Source organism: Lactiplantibacillus fabifermentans DSM 21115 (genome assembly GCF_000498955.2).
Lineage (GTDB): Bacteria > Bacillota > Bacilli > Lactobacillales > Lactobacillaceae > Lactiplantibacillus > Lactiplantibacillus fabifermentans.
Genome location: NZ_AYGX02000004.1, coordinates 1 through 20,762, shown reverse-complemented (window position 1 = coordinate 20,762; position 20,762 = coordinate 1). Strand labels below are relative to the sequence as shown.

Genomic DNA, 20,762 nt, shown 5'->3' with positions numbered 1-20,762 from the left:
TATTGTCGTATTTTTTCAGTATTAGTTATGGCAACTAAGCATCCGACTAGTCCCATTAACGCTTTCATCCTACCCAACTTGCCATCGAAAACAGCCGAATAATATAAAATGGTCCCAATACGAATTGACCATATCAAATTCGTAGCGAGACCATTTTCAGACAAAGTTCAATTTAGTTGTGGGACAGCGGTAATGGAAGTCGCCGTGAAAGTGACGTTAGTTCGGCATGCTTTTAGCCGAGCTTACGCCACCGACATCTTTGGAGATTGGCGGGCTTGACCAAGCTTCAAAGTGAGGTTCGAGACCGCTCTTTGGCTCGGACCGGTCGCCACGGCAGCTGGAATTACCGCTGACCCACAACGGCATACGAACACTAATTAACTCAGTTATTAGTCCCAGCTTTACGTTGGTAATGCCGGCGACCCGCGCGGCGTTGATTGCGCCGAGTTAAGCGGGCTAATTTAGCAGCGCCATTAACCGTCTGATTCATCAAACCGTCGAATTGGCGGTCGGACAACCATTTGCGGGCCGTCAAAGAAACGCCCGCACCCATGCCAGCGTGGTAACGCGTCTTCGGCTTCACGTCGTTGACCGCGCGCACCATCAACTTCGCAATGACGCCCGGGTTGGAGGCAAACTGGTCGAATAACGACAACATTGCGCCAATCTTGACGGCTTGTTCCGCATAGGCGCCGTCACCAGAAACATCGAGCAACCTCTGTTCGGCGATGCCGGCCCATTCGGTCTTAATCCCACCGGGTTCGATGATGGCAACGTCAATTCCAAATGGGGCGACTTCCATCCGTAACGCATCGCTCATACCTTCAATGGCGTGCTTAGTGCCCATATACCAGGCGCTGAGTGGTTGATAGATTTTGCCACCAATCGACGCCACGTTGATGATGCGGCCGCGTTGTTGAGCCCGCATGATGGGTAATACGAGTTGCGTCAAGCGCATGACGCCAAAGACGTTGACTTTGAATTGATATTCCCCTTCGGCTAACGGAACATCTTCTAAAGCGCCATACGAACCGTAACCGGCGTTGTTGATTAAGACATCGAGCCGGCCTTGTTCAACTTCAATCGTTTTGACGGCCGCAACTAACGTGGCTTCATCGGTCACGTCTAATTTTAAAACGTGGACCCCCGCGGCGGCCAGGTCGGTCATTTTTTCAATCCGGCGAGCTGCCCCGTACACAATATTTCCTTGAGCTTGTAACTTTAAAGCCGTCGCCTTACCAATCCCAGACGACGCGCCCGTAATTAAGATCACGCGTGGTTCACTCATGTTTGTTGCCTCCATCAATTGTTAATCTTAATGTCATGCTACGTCATTTGACCGCCAAATGCAATCGGATTCATAGCGGTCAGTATGCTAAAATAGAACTAAGAAATTTCGTACGACTAGCTTAACAATGGAGGGAAAATTATGCCAACAAAAATTATTTTAGATTCTGACCCCGGGATTGATGACGCCGCCGCAATCACGATTGCCATCAACCATCCCGACTTCGATTTACAATTAATTACCACGGTGGCCGGTAACGTGACGGTCGACAAAACGACGATCAACGCGTTGAAATTAACCCGTTTCTTCAACAGTGACGTGCCTGTTGCTGAAGGGGCGCCCCAACCATTGCTCAAACCGTTTGAAGATGCGGTCCGCATCCACGGCGTTTCCGGGATGCCCGGCTATGATTTTCCAACAGACTTAGCTGACCCACTACCCGAAACGGCGGTTGAAGCTTTACGCGACCGCATCATGGCTGCCGAAGAACCGATTACGTTAGTGCCAACGGGGGCTTATACGAACATCGCCCTCTTATTTAAGACTTACCCTGAAGTCTTACCACACATCAAAGAAATCGTGGCCATGGGTGGCGCGCTCGGCAAAGGTAACATGACGAGTGCCGCGGAATTCAACGTCTTCACCGACCCCCATGCCGCGGAAATCATGTACCAATCCGGCGTGCCGATTACGATGGTCGGCTTAGACGTGACCATGAAAGCCTTACTGACTCCGGCAACGATGCAAAAATTGCCAACCATTGGCCGAACCGGTGAAATGTTACACGCCTTGTTCAACCATTATGGCGACGGTGATCAGACTGGGATTCCGATGCACGACGTCAACACGTTGTTCTACCTCTTACACCCCGAAGCCTTTACGACCGAAAAGATGTGGATTGACGTCCAAACTGACGGTCCAGCCAACGGCGAAACGGTCGGCGATATTCGTGGTGCTTACCATGACGGTAAAACTAATGCGACCGTCTGTGTCGATATTGATGCCCGCGCCTTCAACGAATGGTTCTTAGAAACCGTTGAAGCCATTGGGTAATTTTGCAACACTAAACTAATAATCAAACAAAAAAGAGCTCGACCGGAAGCGTTAATGCGCTACGGTCGGGCTCTTTTGAATCGCCACTATCTTTATCACTTGTTTTTACTTTTATGGATAAGCAACCAAACCAAGCTACCGACAGCGATGACAAAAATAGCAATGACACTTAAAAATATCCAGTCACCAACATATATATTCAACGTCTAAACACCTTCTATATAAAACTTCATGCCTGCCTCAATACTACTACGCTATTTTTGGTATGATTGTCGGCAACTTTTTGGGCGGTTATCAAACGGCCGTCAACGGCGAAGTCGCTAATTGATCAAAAAAGATTGCGAGCGCCAATAGATCCGCCGTACCGCCAGGACTCAAATGCCAACTGATCATTTGCGCGTCAAAGGCTTGCAACGCCCGCACCAACGTCGCCATATCTGGCCACGTTTGCGCGCGCAGGTCTTTGGCGTAGGCTTGGACTTGCGTTAAGGCGGTCAGGCCACCGCGATGTAAGATATTCACATCTTCTAATTCGGCAATCAAGTAGAGCATCAGTTCTAAATAACGTCGCGTTGCCGGTAGCTCGCCGTGTGCACGCAGCCATGGCAAGGCCAGTGCTTGTAACGCCGGGTAACCCGCTTCGGCTTCACCGCGAATGCCGGTGACACCAAAGTCCACGTAGAGTTGTTCGCCATAAGATAAATTAGTTTTAGTGCTCACATCTTTAAAATCGGCTGCCGTGATACCGGCCGTCATCGTTTGGACCGCTGCAAAAACGGGCGCAAAATCTTGCGTAGCTAAATCCGCTAACGAGGTCGTTTGCAAGCACCACCCTAACGCGCCGAGTAACACGGCGTAGGAGAAGTTGGCGCCTTTATGCGTATTCACGTGGTCGGTGGCCGTTAACATCATTCGTTCCGCCTGGGCCCCCGCGCGGCGCAAGCTATCAAATAACTTCGTTAAATCGGTACTAGCCACACCCAATTTTAAATATAATTTCAAATACGGTGACCAAGCTTGAATGCTAGTCAAAAATAAATCATAATCCATGTCATGATGGGCGCCCGCCGAAAACGGGTCAACGAGCCCGGGCTTGGGGGCTAAGGAGACTTCCACTAATAAAGATTGCTGGGCCAAGCGGCTGATCGTCGTTAACGTCGGCGTCGTGGTGGTCGTTTTAATCAAGGTTATGTTCCCTCATCTCTTTAATAATGAACTGCAGTGACTGACCTAAATGTTCGCGAATAATTAAATTAATTTGGACTTCATCGTGATTGACCATCGCTTGATAGATGCGCCAATGTTCTTGCAACGCCAAGACGCGCCGTTCACGCGACATGATGGAAATATCACGGAAATAAACCAAGTAGGCTTGGAGTTTAAAGACAATGCTCACTAAATGCGGCATGTCGCAGTGGTTATAAATAAATTGATTAAAGTCAGTAAAATAGCTGACCACGGTCGTGTCGGGCACTTGGTCGATTTCACGCTCGGTTTGTTCAAGTAACTTACGTAGCGTGACGAAATCATCTTCCGTCATTTTAGCCATCGCCTTGCGCGTCGCTAACGCATCGAGTTCCTTGCGAATATCGAAAATTTCATAGGCGTCTTTAATCGTAATCCCTTTGACTAAGGTGCTCATCCCCGGTGCACTCTCGACTAAATCTTCTTCCGCTAAACGGCGCATGGCATACCGAATCGGTGTCCGACTGACATTGAGTTCTTCAGCAAACTTCTTTTCATTAATTCGCGTTCCCGCTGGAATATCCCCCAAAATAATCGTCTTCCGAAACGCTTCAAATACCAAATCCTTTAACGGTTGGTTTCGAGATAAATCTAAATTTTTCGCAACTGCTTGGACGACAGCATCCATCATGTTCCCTCCTCTTATTACCTTCGCAACTCATTATAGCAGAAGAGGTAAGCGCTACCGAAAAGTCTTCAAACCTCAAGGCCAAAATAACCTCAAGTCATTTCCGACTTCAGGCTGTTTGGCTAACTTTAATTTTCAGGTGCAAAACTCAATTGAATATTTTGCACGGGGACATCGTAGAACTTATCTTCACGCCGCCCTAAGAAATCGCGGCCTTGATCTGGGAATAAGCCATAAATCAAAATATCTTCCATACTATGCGCGTAATCCCCAATTTCAGCTTCAAAGCCTGGCAATTGCGGCGCAATATCATCGGCCGGCCGCGTCGTAATCGGTTGTTCATCGCCAATGATTTGTTTGATCATTGCCGGGGCAATCGCAACTGGTGGCCGCCCGTATAACCCGCGGACGTAATCTTTGATTTCGTTCGGCACGAGTTTGTAACGTTCGCCACTCATCACGTTCATCAACGCTTGGGTCCCAACCATTTGTGACAACGGCGTCACAAGTGGTGGGAAGCCCAAGTCAGCCCGCACGCGGGGCACTTCGTCTAAGACTTGTTCATACAAATCTTCTTGGCCAGCGTCTTTTAATTGCGCCAGCAAGTTCGACAACATCCCCCCGGGCACTTGATACCGCAATGATTTGGGCTGCACATCCATCACTTTAGGATTCAAGCCGCCCTCGTTGCGGAACCGGTCACGAATCGGGGCAAAGTATTCAGCAATCTCGGCAGCTAAGGTCGGATCAACTGGCACTTCATACCCTAAGTCGTTTAACGCGACTAACATTGATTCCGTCGCCGATTGACTCGTCCCACCCGCAAATGGGGAACTGGCCGTGTCAATAATATCAGCACCGGCTTCAATGGCTTTGAGGTACGTCATATCGGCAATCCCAGACGTTGCATGCGTATGCACTTCAATGGGAATAAAGATGCTGGCCTTCAGTTCACTCACTAAATCGTAAGCACGTTGCGGCGTCAAAATTCCGGCCATATCTTTGATACAGATGGAATCGGCGCCCATCGCAGCCATGTCTTGCGCTAATTTGACGTAATACGGAATCGTATGGAAATCACTGGTCGTATACGAAATGGTCATTTGCGCGTGACCCCCGTATTTCTTAGTGGCGGCTAACGCCGTTTCTAAGTTACGGGTATCGTTTAATGCGTCGAACATCCGAATGATGTCGATGCCGTTTTCCAACGACTTTTGCACAAAAGTTTCCACCACGTCATCGGCATAATTTTTATAGCCTAAAATATTTTGGCCCCGCAATAACATTTGGAGTTTCGTATTTTTGACGTGTTTGCGAATCTCGCGCAGTCGTTCCCACGGATCTTCATTCAAGTACCGAATACATGAATCAAAGGTGGCCCCGCCCCAGACTTCTAAGGCGTGGTAACCCGCTTGGTCCATCTTATCGAGAATCGGTAACATATCACTGATGGGCATCCGGGTGGCAATCAAACTCTGTTGGCCATCACGTAATGCGGTTTCGGTAATATCAACTATTGGTCTATTCATCCTGCTCGCCACCCTTCGGTAATAATCGTATCAACGGCATGTTGGACTTCGGCTAACCCGTGACGCCGTGATCGGCTACACGCCTTGGCATCGCCACCACAAATCAAGCACGGTCGGACCGGTAACGCTAAGCCGGCGCGACTCACTTGGTGCAGTTGGTCGTGGACGAGCGTTAAGACATCTAAGTCCGCCAATTGGCTAAACGCCGTTGATTGTTCTAATTGCATTAAAGCTTGTTTAACTTCGAGCGCATCGACTTTGGCCACAATGTAAAATTCATAACCGGTCGGCCGGTCAAAACTCGCTTGCGCCACCACCCGGTCACCTAATTGCGCTAACAAGTGTTGTTGCATTGCTTGGTAACCAGCAATTAGTTGCGGCCCAGTCTTGATGGGGCCCGGAATTCGGACTGACGCCCAAATCAGGGACGTCATCGGATGCTCCGTCAACAATTGCCGTTGTTGGGCCGCCCGCCAATCGCGGGTCGCTAACATTTGTGGCAAGGTAATCGCTGGGCCCGTCAAATTTTTAAACGTCTCAGACATTTTTGACCACATCGATTAAGCTACCATCGCGATATTCAATCAACGCGACGGTTTGGTCGCCGTATTCAATCTTTTCGGGCACGCCGGTAATGGCATAGGCTTTGTCTTTTAAGGCGTCAATCGTGAGTTGTGGGACTTTTAAGTCTTTAAACATTGCAATTAAGTCTGGCCGGGCCGGATTAATCGCAATCCCTAATTCGGTTACGACAACATCCACACTAGACCCTGGCGTAACCACGGTCGTTACACTATCCACGATAGTTGGGATGCGGCCGCGGACAACCGGGGCAATCACCATGCTCATCTTGCAAGCGGCACTCGTGTCGGAATGCCCACCCGAAGCGCCCCGTAAGACGCCGTCCGAGCCGGTAATCACGTTGACGTTGAAGTCCGTATCAACTTCTAAGGCCGATAAAATTGCCACGTCTAACTTATTAATGACAGCACCTTTACTCAATGGCGAAGCATACATATTAGCATCAATTTCATAATGGTCGGCATTTTCAGCTAAGGAAACGGCGGAAGGATGGTCGAAATCTTGCACATCGATCAACTTATCCACTAACCCAGCTTGTTGCATTTCAACCATTGCGTTCGTAATTCCGCCGAGGGCAAAGCTCGCTTTAACATCTTGGTCAACCATTGTTTGACGCAAGAAACGACTAACTGCTAAGGCTGCGCCACCACTACCCGTTTGGAACGAGAAGCCGGGTTTGAAATAGTCGGACGCGGTGATGACTTTCGCTGCATATTCGGCAATTAATAATTCTTTCGGATTCTTGGTAAAACGGGTCGCCCCTTTGGCAATCCCATCGGGGTCGCCAATCGCGTCAACTTGCACGACGTAATCGACATCCGTTTGCGGAATACTGATGGGGGTGTTGGGATAAGGCACTAACGTATCGGTAATGGCGACAACTTGGTCGGCATACTTCGCGTCAACCATCGCATAACCTAAGGAACCACAAGTGGCTTTGCCTTTCGTCCCGTTGATATTACCGTATTCGTCGGCACTCGGCGCCCCTAAGAAGGCCACGTCGATATGAATATCGCCACTGGCAATTGCGCGCGCGCGGCCACCGTGTGAGCGAATGACAACTGGATTTTTCATGATACCGCTAGAAATTGCGGCCCCGACTTTATCACGGAGCCCACTCGACGTGATATTAGTCACGACGCCATTTTTAATGTGGTCAATCAACGGTTCATGGACATTAGCAATTGAACTCGGCGCAATCGACAAGTCTTTGATGCCCATCTTAGCGATTTCAGCTAAGACCATGTTCATGACAAAGTCGCCTTCACGGAAATGGTGATGGAACGAAATCGTCATGCCATCTTTTAAGCCCGTCTTGACGATGGCGTCATGAATGCTCGCTAATAACTTCGTGTCGTTTGGTTTAATCGGTTTAACGCGTTTAGTGGCCGCTTGATAAGGCGCCACCTGGGCGAACTCGCCATCATAGACGCCATACTTGTCAGCGTAAACGGCTGGAATATCGCGTTTTAATTTATTTTCAACCATCTCAGTCCACCTCCATATTCGTGGCCTTGGCTAACGCTAAGACCCGTTCAGCCCGTTCAACGATTGGTTTATCAACCATTTGACCGTTCACGGCAATGACCCCGGAACCTTTGGCTTCGGCTTCGCGAATTCCGGCCATCACTTCTTGAGCTTTTTGAACTTCTTTAGCCGTCGGGGCGTAAATCCCGTTGATGACGGGAATTTGACGCGGATTAATGACCGACTTACCGTCAAAACCGAGTTGTTTGATCAATTCCGTTTCATGGCGTAAGCCTTCTTCGTTATCCACATCCGAATACACCGTATCAATCGCTGCAATCCCAGCAGCGCGGGCGGAATGCAAGATGTAGTTACGGGCAAAGGAGAGTTCGGCGCCATCTGGGTAGCGCCGCGTCTTTTGACTCGTAACGTAATCTTCAGCACCGAGCGCAATCCCAATCATCCGCGGGGAAGCTTTAGCGATATCGCGCGCATTCAAGACCCCTTCGGCTGATTCGATCGCGGCCATCATGTTAGTCGTACCGACCGGAATACCGTATTTCTTTTCGACTTTAGTAATCACCGCATCGACATCGACAATATCTTGCGCGGTTTCCGTCTTCGGTAACCGAATCACGTTGATGCCACCTAAAACCATGGCTTCAATATCTTGGTCGCCACCGGCATCCAAGGCGTTGACGCGGACGACCGTTTCAACACTGCTATAATCAAAGGTCTTCAAGGCGGAATACACGAGGACGCGGGCCGTATCTTTTTCTTTCAATGAAACGGCATCTTCCAAGTCAAACATCACTGAGTCGGCACCGTATAAGACGGCATCGCGTAACATGGCTGGGTTAGCGCCGGGGACAAACATCATTGTTCTTCTTAATCGTTCCATGAGTTCAACGCCTCCCAATCGTAATCCGTCTTACCTTGTAGCCGATAAGCCGCCGCAATCGTGCGCGCTTTAATCGTGCAATCCAAGGCGCCTTTATCGACCGCTTCAACGGCAATATTTTGAATATCGAGCTTTTGTAAAACTTCGGTGATCAGCGCGGTAATGTGCGCCCCGAATTGTTTTTTGACGTTACTTTCTAAATCGATTTTAATGCCACTAGCATTCGGTTTGAGGGTAATCATAATATCGCTTGATTCCATCGTACCGACCGTGACGGTTTGATTCGTTGTCATATGGTTAACTTCCCTTCAAAAATTGACGCGTTGTCGGCGGAACTAGCTGGTCAACAGTCGACCATTCATTCACCGCTATCGCCGCCCGGACTGCCGTCGCACTCACTGGCTGACCATGATATTGCAAGCGCGGCACGACCGTCAAAGCGACTTGTCCGGTTAAAACTTTCGCGAGCTGTTCATTGTAAACTTGTGTTACCGGTGACAGGGGTTCTTCCCCGACGAACCGGTGATGAATATCCAAAATTGGACTGATTTTACGTAAAAATAACGTGGCATCTAATTGCGCTTGTTGTTTGGCGACCGCTAAGTCCGCGTGATCTTTTAAAAAGTACGCTGGAAATGTCGCATTGGCCACCAAATAATGATTCGTAGGTAAGACGATGACCCGCAGTTCCGCGGCTACGGCTTGCTGGACCATCGTCAAACGTGCTTGCGTATCGAATTGCGACCGGTCTTCCGAAACGACGAAGACGTAAACGACATCACACGTTTTCAGCGCGGTCTTGATCAGATGTAAGTGCCCATTCGTAAACGGATTGGCATTCATCACAATCGCGCCGGCATTCGTGCTAGTCACTTTATGTTGGTCCAATAACAATTGATACGCATTCAAATCTGGATAGCCGCGTTCTAACAAAACGATTTGCTTGGTCGCAACAACGGCTTTAAAGCCTAACGCCTCAAAATATGGCGCCGTGCACGGCTTAGTGTAAACAAAGGCGTTGTCATAAGGCGTTTCAGCTAATCGGTCCAACAAGGCCTTGATGAGTGGTGCCAACAAGTTTTGGTGGGTCACCGTTTCATCAATCGCCACACATTTAATAATATTTTGATACAACGAGCCGGTACCAATTAACTGTTCATGTTCATAGAGGCCAACTGTGTAATCAACTTGGTCATCAGCCATCAAACCGGCTTGCGTCAATAACGCTTGCCATTGCTGTTTAGCGGTTGGATTAATCGTCAACCATAACCGTTTCAATTGCATCGTATGCCCCCCGTTTTCTTTTGCCGCTGGGGGTTGCGGTGTAATTACGACCGCGGTGGGACCGGTTCAGCCAAAAAGCGGTCTTGAACCTCGCTTTGATGCTTTGCACAACCCGCAAATCATCAAAGACGTCCGTGGTGTAAACGCGATAAAACCCAACCGCGTTAACGCCACTTTCACGGCGGTCTCCATTACACCGCAACCCCCAGCTAAATAACTTTCCTAACTACTATGTGCTGATTGTATTGACATAATTATGATAGATTGTCATATCTAAAATGATGATAACGATAATGGCAATCCTTTAATCCCCAATTAATTTCAACGTTAAGTGGCGTTGAGCGGAGCCCGGACGGTTGTGCCCGGCGGTGAAAGCCATGTTAGGCGGTGTTTTGTGGCGCCTTACATGGCGGACGTCTTTGAAGACTTGGGTTGTAGGCTTCAAAGCGAGGGTCAAGACCGCTTTTTGGCTTGACCCGGTCCCCACGGCCGGCACAACCGTCCGGGCGCAGCGGTCACCCGCTACTTAACTGGGAAAATTTTGATTAGGGCTTTGGAGATTAGGTAGATGACGAATAAGACTAGAAAGACGCCGCCCATCCCAAAACCCATTAGTTCAAAGGCAATTTCTAAGTTGTGTATCATGGTCGCGTCCCCCTACATGAAGAATGATAGCAATAACCCACCAGCAATCACTGACCCGATTTGGCCAGAAACGTTGGCGCCGACTGCGTACATTAAGACAAAGTTCTTCGGATCTTCTTCTGAAGCCATCTTTTGAATCACCCGACTAGACATTGGGAACGCAGAAATTCCGGCCGCCCCAATCATTGGGTTGATTTTTTCTTTACGGAAGAGGTTGAACAACTTCGCAAATAAGACGCCCCCGATGGAATCCATCACAAAGGCCACTAACCCAAACGCGATAATCATTAACGTTTGCCAGTTCAAGAATTGGTCCGCTTGTAACTTAACCGAAATCGTCAACCCTAACAAGATGCTGACAATGTTGACCAATTCATTTTGCGCGGTGTTGGATAACCGGTCTAAGACCCCACATTCCCGCAGTAAGTTCCCGAACATTAAGAACCCCACTAATGGTAATGAGATTGGGGCGATGAACCCGGCTAAAATCGTGACGATAATCGGGAACAAAATCTTAGTTTGCTTAGAAACACTTTCGGCTTTGTAAGTCATCCGAATTTGACGTTCTTTTTTCGTGGTCACAGCTTTAATCGCCGCTGGTTGAATAATTGGCACTAACGCCATGTACGAGTACGCCGCCACGGTAATCGGCCCCAGTAAATTTTGCGCTAACTGGTTGGAAACGAAGATTGCAGTTGGACCATCCGCTGCTCCGATAATCCCGATTGACGCGGCTTCTTTGATATCAAAACCACATAAAACGGCGACGATTACGACGAAGAAGATTCCGAATTGGGCCGCGGCCCCGAAGAGTAACATAAACGGATTTTGTAACAACGGGCCAAAATCAATCATGGCCCCGATTCCGATAAAGATTAACAGTGGAAACAATTCGGTCGTGATGCCGGCTTTGAAGAGCACATCTAAGACCCCTTCAGCTTTCGTTCCACCGACCATTTGCGTCAACACCCCGGTATCCGGGAAGTTAACGAGAATCGCTCCCAACCCCATCGGGATTAACAACGTTGGTTCATATTCTTTTTTAATACCCAAATATATCAAGATGCCACCGATTAACATCATGGCAATTTGACCAAGGGTAATTGACGTAACGCCTTGAATTAAGGTTTCCACATGCTCGCTCCTCTCAGCTGATCTTAATCAGCGCGTCACCGGCATTGACCATGTCGTTTTTGTTAACAAACAATTGTTCAACAGTCCCCGCCTTATTGGCAACGATTTCATTTTCCATTTTCATCGCTTCTAAGACGAGTAATGGTTGGTTTTCTTTCACTTGGTCACCAGGTTCGACCATGATCTTGATAATGACCCCAGGCATCGGCGCCGTCATCGCTTGACTGCTGTCAGCCGGTGCGGCGGCCGCTTTTGGGGCGGGGGCCGGCGTTGGCGTCGGTTCCGGCGTCGCGGCAACGGGGGCGGGGGCGACTGGTGCGGCGGCTACCGGTTGCGGTGTGCCACCGATTTCTTCCATTTCAACTAAATATTCTTGGCCATCAATGGTGATTTTAAATTTGCGTAACATTAGGATGGGTCAACTCGCTTTCTAATTGATGTGACGACGAACTGACCGTCGCCGGTAGCTAAAGCACAACTGCTGGCAATCATGCTAACCAACTGCGCTTCCGGATTTTGAACATATAAGTGCTTTAAAACTAACTGACTATCCGGTGCTTGATCCGCGGTCACACTGGCCGCAATCAAACTCGGAATCACGTGTTCACTAGGATCAACTTCCAAGTAGCGGGGGACTGCCACCCACTGTTCACTTGGCGCTGCCGGAACCGCCGGCGTTTTGGCCGGGGTCGCGCTAGTGTCATGATGGAACAAGTGTTGCCAAAACGTTCCCATGCGGTTTCCTCCTTAAAAATGGCTTAATTTCATGATATAACCAAATGGCCAACCACATTGTTCTTTTAAAGGTTTTCCGTCATTGCGGAATGTAGAATGGCATGTGACCGGTCAAGAGAATCGTCACCACGAAGATGGCGAAAACGCCTAACGCATATTTGGCCGTTTCTTTTTGCCAAGCCCCCATGTCTAAACCAGTTAAACGTAAGAGCAAGTAAATAAAGGCAACTAACGGACTGAGCAAATGGAAGGCTTGTCCCATTAAGGAAGCGAGGGCCATTTGCATGTTGGTGAAGCCGTATGCCCGCCCGGCTTGAGCTAAGACTGGTAAGACCCCAAAGTAGAAGCCGTCATTGGATAAGAAGAACGTCCCGGGTGCGGAAATCGCGGCGATAACCAAACCCCAGAAACCAGCTAATTGGTGTGGGATAATTTGGGTAAAGCTTTGGGCTAAGGCCGTCGCCATCCCAGTTCCTTGGAAGAGACCCATGAAGACCCCCGCCGCGAAAACTAAGATAACCACTTGCACAGCGTCGCCACCGTTAGCTCCGATACGTTTGGATTGGTCTTTTAGCTTTGGATAGTTGACCATCAAAGCGATACAAGTCCCAACTAAGAAGAGCAACAATGGTGGCATTTCTAAGGCTTTAATAAATGAACCAGCCACTAACCAAGCGATTAAGACAATCGTCAAAATCCCGTTAAACGCAAAGTTCTTTGGCCGACGAATTTCAGCAACTTCTGGATCAGTAACTTGCGTCATCGCTTCAATTTCGTCAGGGGTTAATTCTTTGACCCCTAAGCGTTTCCGTTCCTTGCGCCCCATGCTTGGGGCAACGATAAAGGTGACGTAAAGTAACGCGATAATCATCCCCGGCATCACGTAAGCTAAAATACTAGCATCAACATCTAAGACGGCCATGGCCCGCGCAGTTGGCCCACCCCATGGCAGTAAGTTCATGATGGTATTTTGAAGGATGACTAAGACCCCTAAGTTCATCATGCGCATGTTGAGTTTCTTATAGATTGGAATAAAAGCTGAACAACAAATCAAAGTCGTCGTGGTCCCATCCCCGTTTAAGGAAACGGCGGCGGCAACTACCGCGGTGGCCATCAAGACTTTCATCGGATCGCCCTTGGCAAACAGAATCATTTTCTTGGTGATCGGGTCAAATAACCCGGCATCCAACATAATGGAGAAATATAAAATGGCAAATAATAACATGATCCCGGTGTTGGCGGTCGTCTTAATCCCCTCTAGGACGAAATCCCCAATGGTTCCCTTTTTGGCAACCCCCGCGACCATCGCAATAATGGCAAAAACTAACGGTACGAGTACTAAGGCCGTGAATGGCGATAATTTCTTCTTCATGATGATGAACATGAAGACGACAATCATGGCATAGGAAATAATGGTTAATAACATGGTCTCAACTCCTTAAATTTTTCTACACGCAAATCATATCTAATTGAAAGCGCTTTTACTACCGCTTTTGTGCGGAAGTACACAGAAAGAACACTCGCAATCAAAAATGAATTCCCGCTCCCCTGAAGATTGGTCTATCGACTTCAATCGCACTGATTGCAGTAAATGTATACGATTTGAAATTAAATATCTATACATTTAAACCCACCATCAAAAAAGTTGTTAACCATTTCTTGCTCACTAGTTAACTTGTTTAGGCAATAAAAAAGCGACTAACACCTTCAACGTGCTAGTCGCCGGCAATTGGTTGATTTTACCAATCACCAAATTTTTCGTCTTTTAACTCGTTCAACAACTTTTGATAATGGGCACTGCTCATCCCACCTTGAAAATGGGCGTCTTCCAACTTATTGAACCGATCCGCCATGTAATAAGCTGACAAATATAACGTCAACTTACGTTTAACAATAGCTTCCGGGTCCAATTCATCAGAAACTTGGTGCGAACTCACAACCATTTCCGCAAATTTACGTCGGTCCAAACTCAAGTTGCAGTCGTCTTCATGTTCATTGGCCATTTTGTTGCCCTCCTCTTCCGTTAATAACTAAAATCAGCGTAGCATATTCTGTACAAATTAACTTATAAATGGCTGTTTTTTTAGTGTTCTTTCACTTAAACAAAGCAATCGCTAGCAACTATCAAAAAGTTCGCCGGCATTTAAACCTTCATTTGACATGCGACTGATATTCCGTCAACGCCTGCTCATAAGTGTAGTGGTGGTATTGCTTCAAAATAAATAACGTCACCGTCGCACCATACAAATCCCAGTTGGCAACATTATCGGTCATTTCATTTAGCTGAATAAATGGCTGAACCATCATCACCGTACAAAATAAAGTCGTCGCTACTACCAAAATATCAATAACTAATAATCGGCCATAAGTTTGGCGCAAGTGGGCCCGGGTCTCAAACTGACGCAAGCCAACCGGATACGACTTTTTATTCCCGTGAATGAGCGCCGCCATCAGCCATTCCCCCACCAAAACTAAGCAACTAAACATCCAAATCATGATTAATAAGGCACAACTCATATTGAGTAACCACCACGCCATATTGGCACCTGATTTCTATCATTAATTTGCTTAATTTTATTATCAGTACGGTTGGCCGGGCCTGTCAATAATTGACACCTACCCGCTGAAACGTTCGAATTTATCTAACTCATCGAGCATCGCCGAACGCCGGGGGTACTGTTGGCGCCAATCGTGGACAATCGCTTTCGTGACTGCCATGCCATCAGGATACTGTTGCATCTGCTTTAAAATCTGCATCAATTTTTGATATTGACGACGAGTCCCGGTTTGTTCAGCCATCGTTTTGACCGTCTGCGCATACTTTCGTAGTAACTCAGCCGAAAATTTGGGCTTTAACAAGGCTTCATATTGCTGAACGCCAAACAATCCTGGTTCAGCCACCACCGCTGCTAATAACTGCCGGTATAAGTGCGCCTCGGCCGGCATAGGGACAATCACACTCAGCGGCTACGATACGACCATTGTGGCTAGTTAGGTTGACTTGATAGGCTTCCGTCCCCGTCACCGTTGCCGTGAATTGCGCCCCTTGCTGTGCAAAATCAGTGACTAAATTTTGTTGATAATACGCCTGACCCCGAGCCACAATTTGCGGGGCAAACTGAAATTGCCAATCCATAAGTTTCGCTTCCTTCATCGATATTAATTAAGTCCACTATACCAAAAAGGACTAAGGTGCGTGCCCTCAGTCCCCATAATTAGTCATTAATTATTGTTAAGCCGTTACCGTCGTTGGTAACCGCAATTCGACAACGGCATCGCGTGGATTGCCGTTCAACAACACTTCTAAGACAAAACTGTCACCAACATATAATTCTGGTCGCGTCGGCAAAATTTCACCGAAGAATTGTTTGATGAGTTGGTCAAAAAGTTCCCGGCTCGGACCGCCCTTGGCCCGCAGCACAATATAATTGCCGGCGGGCACTTCCCGCGTGGTCGTCCCCGTAGCAGTCGTGTTGGCACCCGCGAAGTATTCCAATTGGCCATCGCGCACCCCACTCAGGGCATAACCATAATGGTCAAGACTATCCGCCATCAATTGGCCAAACGTGCCACTTTGCGCGAGGGCTTTAAAGTGGTCGGATTTCATTCGAGAAACGGTGGCCACATTTTCCATGGTTGGTAATGGTAATTGCGTCGCGGCACCGGTTAACGTCATTGCTGGTAAGGTTTCAATGGTATAAGTTGTCATATTTTAATTCCTGCTTTCGATTTGATAAACTTAGTATACAAGGCTAAACTTGCCAACTAGCTGTCATATTAAAAAAGAAAGTTGAAAAAAGATGCGAATTGCCCGTTTAATCAATATTATTATGTTGTTACTGCGGATTGATAAGATTTCCGCTAATGCGTTAGCGGCCCAGTTCGAAGTCTCGCGCCGGACCATTTATCGTGACGTGGAAACGCTGAATTTAGCCGGTATCCCGATTTATACGACCCGGGGGCGCGGTGGCGGGATTGGCTTAATGGCGACTTATAAAGTCGATAAAAAGTTATTAAACGCTAGCGATATTAGTAATTTAATGGTCGCATTAACCAGTGTCCACACTTTAATTAATAGTCCCGAACTTCAAGCCACCCTGCAAAAGATTACGGCCATGTATGCCGCCGACCATCCGGACAATCACCTAATGATCGACCGTCCGAATTGGCCGGGGTCCGTGGAACTCAAGCAACTCGCGGAACAACTGGATGCCGCCATTAGCGACCGGCAACTGGTCACGTTTGCGTACAGTGACCGCAATGGCCATAACTCGCAGCGCCAAATTGAACCTTATCGCCTAGTCTTTAAAGGGGAACGTTGGTATGTTCAGGGTTACAGCTTGGAACGGCAGGCGTTTCGGTTCTTCCGGCTCGCCCGCATGCAACAAGTCACCATGACGACCACGACGTTTGTCCCGCGCGCGGTCCCACCATTAAACTTTGACTATGGCGTCCGCCCTACCGAACGCGCTACCATTACGCTTGAAGCCGATAACTTTGTTCGCGACCAAATCATCGAACGCTTTGGCTTTCAAGTCATTCAAAGTAGTACGGCCGATACTTTCATTGCCACCATTCAATTACCGGACACCGAACGCGCCTATCAATATATTTTGTCATTAGGGACGCGGGTACGCTTAGTTGGCGACTCGGCATTCAAACAACATTTGAAACATTATCTCAATCAGATGCCACTCCTCAGTGACTAAAAAACGGCCATAACAACTGCGCTAAAGGCATTGTTATGACCGTTTTAATTTAAATATCACTTGGGGTATCCGGTACTAACTGAATCAATGGTTGCCCAAAGTTCACTTCGTCACCATTCTTCACCAAGATGGCTTTAACTTGCCCACTTTGCTTGGCAACTACCGGCCGCATCATTTGCATTGCTTGAATCAAGCCGACTTGTTGGCCAACGCTGACATGATCGCCGATTCGCACATAGGGCGCTTCTTCTGAAGAATGCGCCTGGTAGAAAATCCCGACAACGGGGGCCGTCACACATTCTTGTGGGTCAATCTCATCTTCAACCGGCGCCGCGCTAACCGGTTCTGGCGTGGCCGTTGGCGCAACCGGCGTGTTCACAATCGGTTGTGGGGCCGGTGCTGGTGTCACATCCGGCACGACCGGACTGACTGGCGTATTCGGTAACGGTTCCGGTTGGGTCGCCACGACTGGCTTACCATGAGCTTTTTTGCCCAGTTGGATTTCAAAATCTTGATCACGATATTCAAAGTTCGTTAACGTGCTTTGTTCAAATTTGTCCATTAATTGGTAAATCTTATCTAATTCCATCAAACAACCCTCCAATGGTTTACGCATTGATTATAACGCTAGTTTATCGCAGGATTGTTGTGGAAGTATGAATGCTTCTTTAAGAATTTATCAATTTCGCTAAGCAGAGGCTAATGCTGGTAGTACTTTGAACAAAAATAAGGGTGCGGGCGACTTACCGACATTGGCGTAAGCTAAGACCGCGTCCACGTGATCAAGTTGCAATAACCGATTATCTAACTGCCATAAATCACGGTCATAATAATCGTGGCAATATTGCACTAAGTTCGTTAAGAAATTGCCAATCGCCTCATTGACGGTATCGCCACGGCCATCGACGCCCCAAAAATTGGCGGATTCTAACCAATAACGTTTTTCTGATAATTCACGATAACGTCCTTCTTCATGAACGATAACTAACTGTGGTTCCATGGTCAGGGCCCCTTTCAAATTGACAACAGCTTCAATGGCTAACAAGATACCATCGCAGCTAGGCCCTGACAATAGCAAACGGCCAACCCGTTTCAAATTAAGGTTCTTAATGACTAAGACCTTATTTTTGCAACGAATCAGCCGTTTCGGTTAAGATTCTAAATCGTGTTCTTTAGCTAAAAAATGCCCATGGTGCTGAATATCTGCTTGTAAATCGGCCATCGTGAACTGATGGTAATACGCCCGATATTGACGGTCCGCCACGGTAAACAAATCCGTCAAAGTTTCACTAATATTGGCGGCGATTTCGGAACTCTGGACCTCATCGTCCGTTTGCGAATGGCCGGTAATAAAGCGCGCATAACTCAAAGTCGGTGGAATCGTTAAGTCGTATAAGTCGCCGAGATTCATTTCGGCTAACGCCTTTTCCAACTGATAACCACCATTTTTCCCAACCGTGCCAATTAAATAACCATTCTTATGTAAAACCGATAAAATATTGCGAATCATGACGGGGTTCAAATGTAATGATTGGGCCAGTTCCCGACTGGACACCTTATTGGGCCGATGCGCATCTAAGTATAATAAACTATGCACGGCCACTGAAAAATCAAGTTTCATACAGTTCCCTCCCGTAACTAACTTGCTATCCTTATTTTACCACCGACTGTAATTATTATCATTTCAATTAATGCAAAAGCTACGTTATAATGGCGCTCAGGGGGCTTTTTATGACAACTACACTGAGTGCCGCCACCTTTAAACTCGCGGACCAAGCCGCATTATCGCCGGCACAACAACAATTAGAACAACGTTTGTTAAGCTTCATCCACACGCACAAAGATCAACCGGAAACCGGCCTATTCGTCATTCATGGCGATGCCGGCACCGGCAAAAGTGCCGTCTTAGCGGCGGCCTTTAGCCAACTGCAAGCCTTGAGTCGTAGTCAAAATGCTAATCCACTGCAAGGCACCAACAATTACTTAGTCGTTAATCACAACGAAATGCTGAAAATTTATAAACGACTGGCGGGTGACGCCCCGGAACTCCGCAAAAAAGACTTCCAAAAGCCGACGCCCCTCATTAACCGGTTAAACAAGACTGACCAATTAGCCGATGTCGTCTTTATTGATGAAGCGCACTTATTATTGACCCAACCGGACCGCTATAACAAATTTAATGCCCACAATCAGCTCCAAGAATTGATTAAGCGCAGTCGCGTGGTTGTCTTAGTTTTTGATACGCGCCAAGTCTTAAAACTCAAGAGCTATTGGCAAGCCAGTGACTTACAGCCCTTTTTGGACCGTTATCCTCACGAATTATTCAACTTGGATGAACAATTCCGGGTCACCGGGAATGCCGACGTCGTGAACTGGATCGACCAATTCACGCAAGGCCACTTGTTGCCTAAGCCAACCGATGACCAATTCGACTTTCAGATTTTTGCGGATGGTCAACCGATGTATGACTTGATTCGCCAACGCGACCAACAAGTCCAACTATCCCGGATGATTGCCACGGCTGACTTTCCTTACGTCGTGAATCACGGCACGTGGTACGTCACGGCCGGTAGTTTAAAGTTACCATGGGACAAAGTCAATTTGACCGACGACCCGTGGGCTTTGCGACCAGAAACTTTGGACGAAGTGGGCTCCATTTACACGATTCAAGGCTTCGACCTGAACTACGCCGGTGTCGTGTTAGGACCATCCGTGGGTTACGACGCTGCGACCGACCGCATCGTGATTCACTTAGACCGCTATGAAGACCAAGAAGCGTTCAAAAATCGCGATGATTTAGGCGCGCTATCCCCGCTGAAAACGCAAATTGTCTTCAACTCGATTAATGTCCTAATGAAACGGGGCCGTTATGGCTTATATTTATACGCCGTCGACCCAGCCCTACGCCAACGCCTATTAGCGTTATAATTTAAGTAAAATCACTAAGGAGGGATTATCCATGAAAGTTTCCATTCCAACTGAAAATGGCTTGCTCGCTGCTAAATATAGCAAGCAAGCCACGCCGGACCAACAATATAAAGGCCATCCCATCATTTCATTTCCAGTGAATATCCAAGATGTGCCAACTGATGCGAAGTCATTAGCCTTCGCCTTCTTCGACCACGACGCGATTCCGGTAGGCGGCTTTACGTGGATTCATTGGATTGCGGCCAACTTACCCGCTGACACGACCGTCATTCCTGAAAATGCCAGTCAAACTGGCGCCGTGCCAATGGTGCAAGGCAATAATTCCACAGCCGGGGGCTACACTGGCGAAACCGACTTGAAAGTCACCCAACATTACGTTGGCCCTTATCCGCCTGACCAAGACCATGATTACACGTTCCGGCTATACGCCTTAGATACTAAGCTCGATGTCCAGCCCGGCTACTGGTTGAATAATTTCTTTAAAGCCATTGATGGGCATGTTTTAGCGACGGCGGAAACCGTCGTTGTTGGGAAAAAATAATTAAGTCCACTTGCACATGCTAGTTCACGCTAGCATGTTTTTTGGTAGATTGTAAAATTAATCCGAACGCTGTTCGGACAAAAAAGATCAGCT

The 20,762-nt window shown here is 47.8% G+C and carries 27 protein-coding genes; 4 read left to right on the top strand and 23 right to left on the bottom strand.

All coding sequences use genetic code 11. The features are described from left to right. Positions 1-382: 382 nt before the first annotated feature. A complete protein-coding gene (locus tag DY78_RS00235; RefSeq protein WP_024624398.1) occupies positions 383-1,288 on the bottom strand; it encodes an oxidoreductase in 906 nt (301 codons plus the stop codon). Positions 1,289-1,429: 141 nt separating this feature from the next. Here DY78_RS00235 and rihC point away from each other — a divergent pair, with 141 nt between their 5' ends. Then, entirely contained in the window at positions 1,430-2,341 is a 912-nt protein-coding gene (gene rihC, locus DY78_RS00230; RefSeq protein ID WP_024624399.1) for a ribonucleoside hydrolase RihC, read from the top strand. 294 nt (positions 2,342-2,635) lie between these two features. Here rihC and citG read toward each other — a convergent pair whose 3' ends face one another. The 19 genes from citG to DY78_RS00140 form a co-directional block, all read right to left on the bottom strand. Then, complete coding sequence (gene citG, locus DY78_RS00225; RefSeq protein WP_024624400.1) at positions 2,636-3,526, bottom strand: triphosphoribosyl-dephospho-CoA synthase CitG; 891 nt, start codon at positions 3,524-3,526, stop codon at positions 2,636-2,638. Beyond that, positions 3,519-4,214 carry a GntR family transcriptional regulator gene (locus DY78_RS00220; RefSeq protein ID WP_024624401.1) on the bottom strand — a complete coding sequence of 232 codons (696 nt, stop codon included), beginning with the start codon at positions 4,212-4,214 and terminating at the stop codon, positions 3,519-3,521. The genes citG and DY78_RS00220 overlap by 8 nt, the downstream gene beginning before the upstream one ends. A 128-nt stretch (positions 4,215-4,342) precedes the next feature. After that, a complete protein-coding gene (locus tag DY78_RS00215) occupies positions 4,343-5,743 on the bottom strand; it encodes an oxaloacetate decarboxylase subunit alpha (RefSeq protein WP_024624402.1) in 1,401 nt (466 codons plus the stop codon). Beyond that, the gene (gene citX, locus DY78_RS00210; protein WP_024624403.1) at positions 5,740-6,288 is read right to left on the bottom strand and encodes a citrate lyase holo-[acyl-carrier protein] synthase; all 549 of its coding nucleotides are present in this window, start codon (positions 6,286-6,288) and stop codon (positions 5,740-5,742) included. Before citX ends, DY78_RS00215 begins: the two co-directional genes overlap by 4 nt. Further along, entirely contained in the window at positions 6,281-7,813 is a 1,533-nt protein-coding gene (gene citF / locus DY78_RS00205; RefSeq protein ID WP_024624404.1) for a citrate lyase subunit alpha, read from the bottom strand. Before citF ends, citX begins: the two co-directional genes overlap by 8 nt. A gap of 1 nt (position 7,814) precedes the next feature. Then, the gene (gene citE, locus DY78_RS00200; protein WP_024624405.1) at positions 7,815-8,693 is read right to left on the bottom strand and encodes a citrate (pro-3S)-lyase subunit beta; all 879 of its coding nucleotides are present in this window, start codon (positions 8,691-8,693) and stop codon (positions 7,815-7,817) included. Continuing rightward, a complete protein-coding gene (gene citD / locus DY78_RS00195; protein ID WP_024624406.1) occupies positions 8,681-8,986 on the bottom strand; it encodes a citrate lyase acyl carrier protein in 306 nt (101 codons plus the stop codon). Before citD ends, citE begins: the two co-directional genes overlap by 13 nt. A 4-nt stretch (positions 8,987-8,990) precedes the next feature. Further along, a complete protein-coding gene (citC, locus tag DY78_RS00190) occupies positions 8,991-9,977 on the bottom strand; it encodes a [citrate (pro-3S)-lyase] ligase (RefSeq protein WP_024624407.1) in 987 nt (328 codons plus the stop codon). Then, positions 9,946-10,179, bottom strand: coding sequence for a hypothetical protein (locus tag DY78_RS00185; protein ID WP_024624408.1), 234 nt, complete (start codon positions 10,177-10,179; stop codon positions 9,946-9,948). The genes citC and DY78_RS00185 overlap by 32 nt, the downstream gene beginning before the upstream one ends. 320 nt (positions 10,180-10,499) lie before the next feature. Then, positions 10,500-10,622: an OadG-related small transporter subunit gene (locus DY78_RS16705; protein ID WP_268872482.1), complete on the bottom strand. Its 123-nt coding sequence runs from the start codon at positions 10,620-10,622 to the stop codon at positions 10,500-10,502. 12 nt (positions 10,623-10,634) lie between these two features. Further along, the gene (locus DY78_RS00180; RefSeq protein ID WP_024624409.1) at positions 10,635-11,756 is read right to left on the bottom strand and encodes a sodium ion-translocating decarboxylase subunit beta; all 1,122 of its coding nucleotides are present in this window, start codon (positions 11,754-11,756) and stop codon (positions 10,635-10,637) included. Between the two features lie 13 nt (positions 11,757-11,769). Further along, positions 11,770-12,165 carry an acetyl-CoA carboxylase biotin carboxyl carrier protein subunit gene (locus DY78_RS00175; protein ID WP_024624410.1) on the bottom strand — a complete coding sequence of 132 codons (396 nt, stop codon included), beginning with the start codon at positions 12,163-12,165 and terminating at the stop codon, positions 11,770-11,772. Further along, entirely contained in the window at positions 12,165-12,491 is a 327-nt protein-coding gene (locus tag DY78_RS00170) for a hypothetical protein (protein ID WP_024624411.1), read from the bottom strand. The genes DY78_RS00175 and DY78_RS00170 overlap by 1 nt, the downstream gene beginning before the upstream one ends. A gap of 79 nt (positions 12,492-12,570) precedes the next feature. Further along, the gene (locus tag DY78_RS00165) at positions 12,571-13,917 is read right to left on the bottom strand and encodes a CitMHS family transporter (protein WP_024624412.1); all 1,347 of its coding nucleotides are present in this window, start codon (positions 13,915-13,917) and stop codon (positions 12,571-12,573) included. 313 nt (positions 13,918-14,230) lie between these two features. Continuing rightward, entirely contained in the window at positions 14,231-14,494 is a 264-nt protein-coding gene (locus DY78_RS00160) for a hypothetical protein (RefSeq protein ID WP_024624413.1), read from the bottom strand. A gap of 148 nt (positions 14,495-14,642) precedes the next feature. After that, positions 14,643-15,029, bottom strand: coding sequence for a hypothetical protein (locus DY78_RS00155; protein WP_156404083.1), 387 nt, complete (start codon positions 15,027-15,029; stop codon positions 14,643-14,645). A 78-nt stretch (positions 15,030-15,107) separates the two neighbouring features. After that, a complete protein-coding gene (locus DY78_RS00150) occupies positions 15,108-15,392 on the bottom strand; it encodes a hypothetical protein (RefSeq protein WP_156093498.1) in 285 nt (94 codons plus the stop codon). Next, positions 15,385-15,627: an SWIM zinc finger family protein gene (locus tag DY78_RS00145; protein ID WP_024624416.1), complete on the bottom strand. Its 243-nt coding sequence runs from the start codon at positions 15,625-15,627 to the stop codon at positions 15,385-15,387. The genes DY78_RS00150 and DY78_RS00145 overlap by 8 nt, the downstream gene beginning before the upstream one ends. A 96-nt stretch (positions 15,628-15,723) precedes the next feature. After that, a complete protein-coding gene (locus DY78_RS00140) occupies positions 15,724-16,200 on the bottom strand; it encodes a GyrI-like domain-containing protein (RefSeq protein ID WP_024624417.1) in 477 nt (158 codons plus the stop codon). Between the two features lie 91 nt (positions 16,201-16,291). Here DY78_RS00140 and DY78_RS00135 point away from each other — a divergent pair, with 91 nt between their 5' ends. Beyond that, complete coding sequence (locus DY78_RS00135) at positions 16,292-17,200, top strand: helix-turn-helix transcriptional regulator (protein WP_024624418.1); 909 nt, start codon at positions 16,292-16,294, stop codon at positions 17,198-17,200. A 49-nt stretch (positions 17,201-17,249) separates the two neighbouring features. Here the strand turns inward: DY78_RS00135 and DY78_RS00130 are convergent, their stop codons facing one another. The 3 genes from DY78_RS00130 to DY78_RS00120 form a co-directional block, all read right to left on the bottom strand. Further along, complete coding sequence (locus DY78_RS00130; RefSeq protein ID WP_024624419.1) at positions 17,250-17,789, bottom strand: acetyl-CoA carboxylase biotin carboxyl carrier protein; 540 nt, start codon at positions 17,787-17,789, stop codon at positions 17,250-17,252. A gap of 99 nt (positions 17,790-17,888) precedes the next feature. Then, entirely contained in the window at positions 17,889-18,200 is a 312-nt protein-coding gene (locus DY78_RS00125) for a hypothetical protein (RefSeq protein ID WP_235810618.1), read from the bottom strand. Positions 18,201-18,350: 150 nt separating this feature from the next. Beyond that, entirely contained in the window at positions 18,351-18,821 is a 471-nt protein-coding gene (locus DY78_RS00120; protein WP_024624421.1) for an RrF2 family transcriptional regulator, read from the bottom strand. Positions 18,822-18,931: 110 nt separating this feature from the next. Between DY78_RS00120 and DY78_RS00115 the strand changes: the two genes are divergently transcribed. Both DY78_RS00115 and DY78_RS00110 read left to right on the top strand, forming a co-directional pair. Further along, a complete protein-coding gene (locus DY78_RS00115) occupies positions 18,932-20,128 on the top strand; it encodes a DUF2075 domain-containing protein (RefSeq protein WP_024624422.1) in 1,197 nt (398 codons plus the stop codon). A 31-nt stretch (positions 20,129-20,159) separates the two neighbouring features. Next, positions 20,160-20,669 carry a YbhB/YbcL family Raf kinase inhibitor-like protein gene (locus tag DY78_RS00110; RefSeq protein ID WP_024624423.1) on the top strand — a complete coding sequence of 170 codons (510 nt, stop codon included), beginning with the start codon at positions 20,160-20,162 and terminating at the stop codon, positions 20,667-20,669. Positions 20,670-20,762 lie beyond the last annotated feature (93 nt).

Coding starts and splice junctions, on each gene's coding strand:
- DY78_RS00235 (WP_024624398.1), bottom strand. CDS start 1,288: ATGAGTGAACCACGCGTGATCTTAATTACGGGCGCGTCGTCTGGGATT.
- rihC (WP_024624399.1), top strand. CDS start 1,430: ATGCCAACAAAAATTATTTTAGATTCTGACCCCGGGATTGATGACGCC.
- DY78_RS00220 (WP_024624401.1), bottom strand. CDS start 4,214: ATGGATGCTGTCGTCCAAGCAGTTGCGAAAAATTTAGATTTATCTCGA.
- DY78_RS00215 (WP_024624402.1), bottom strand. CDS start 5,743: ATGAATAGACCAATAGTTGATATTACCGAAACCGCATTACGTGATGGC.
- citX (WP_024624403.1), bottom strand. CDS start 6,288: ATGTCTGAGACGTTTAAAAATTTGACGGGCCCAGCGATTACCTTGCCA.
- citF (WP_024624404.1), bottom strand. CDS start 7,813: ATGGTTGAAAATAAATTAAAACGCGATATTCCAGCCGTTTACGCTGAC.
- citE (WP_024624405.1), bottom strand. CDS start 8,693: ATGGAACGATTAAGAAGAACAATGATGTTTGTCCCCGGCGCTAACCCA.
- citD (WP_024624406.1), bottom strand. CDS start 8,986: ATGACAACGAATCAAACCGTCACGGTCGGTACGATGGAATCAAGCGAT.
- citC (WP_024624407.1), bottom strand. CDS start 9,977: ATGCAATTGAAACGGTTATGGTTGACGATTAATCCAACCGCTAAACAG.
- DY78_RS16705 (WP_268872482.1), bottom strand. CDS start 10,622: ATGATACACAACTTAGAAATTGCCTTTGAACTAATGGGTTTTGGGATG.
- DY78_RS00175 (WP_024624410.1), bottom strand. CDS start 12,165: ATGTTACGCAAATTTAAAATCACCATTGATGGCCAAGAATATTTAGTT.
- DY78_RS00170 (WP_024624411.1), bottom strand. CDS start 12,491: ATGGGAACGTTTTGGCAACACTTGTTCCATCATGACACTAGCGCGACC.
- DY78_RS00165 (WP_024624412.1), bottom strand. CDS start 13,917: ATGTTATTAACCATTATTTCCTATGCCATGATTGTCGTCTTCATGTTC.
- DY78_RS00160 (WP_024624413.1), bottom strand. CDS start 14,494: ATGGCCAATGAACATGAAGACGACTGCAACTTGAGTTTGGACCGACGT.
- DY78_RS00155 (WP_156404083.1), bottom strand. CDS start 15,029: ATGGCGTGGTGGTTACTCAATATGAGTTGTGCCTTATTAATCATGATT.
- DY78_RS00145 (WP_024624416.1), bottom strand. CDS start 15,627: ATGGATTGGCAATTTCAGTTTGCCCCGCAAATTGTGGCTCGGGGTCAG.
- DY78_RS00140 (WP_024624417.1), bottom strand. CDS start 16,200: ATGACAACTTATACCATTGAAACCTTACCAGCAATGACGTTAACCGGT.
- DY78_RS00135 (WP_024624418.1), top strand. CDS start 16,292: ATGCGAATTGCCCGTTTAATCAATATTATTATGTTGTTACTGCGGATT.
- DY78_RS00130 (WP_024624419.1), bottom strand. CDS start 17,789: ATGGAATTAGATAAGATTTACCAATTAATGGACAAATTTGAACAAAGC.
- DY78_RS00125 (WP_235810618.1), bottom strand. CDS start 18,200: ATGGAACCACAGTTAGTTATCGTTCATGAAGAAGGACGTTATCGTGAA.
- DY78_RS00120 (WP_024624421.1), bottom strand. CDS start 18,821: ATGAAACTTGATTTTTCAGTGGCCGTGCATAGTTTATTATACTTAGAT.
- DY78_RS00115 (WP_024624422.1), top strand. CDS start 18,932: ATGACAACTACACTGAGTGCCGCCACCTTTAAACTCGCGGACCAAGCC.
- DY78_RS00110 (WP_024624423.1), top strand. CDS start 20,160: ATGAAAGTTTCCATTCCAACTGAAAATGGCTTGCTCGCTGCTAAATAT.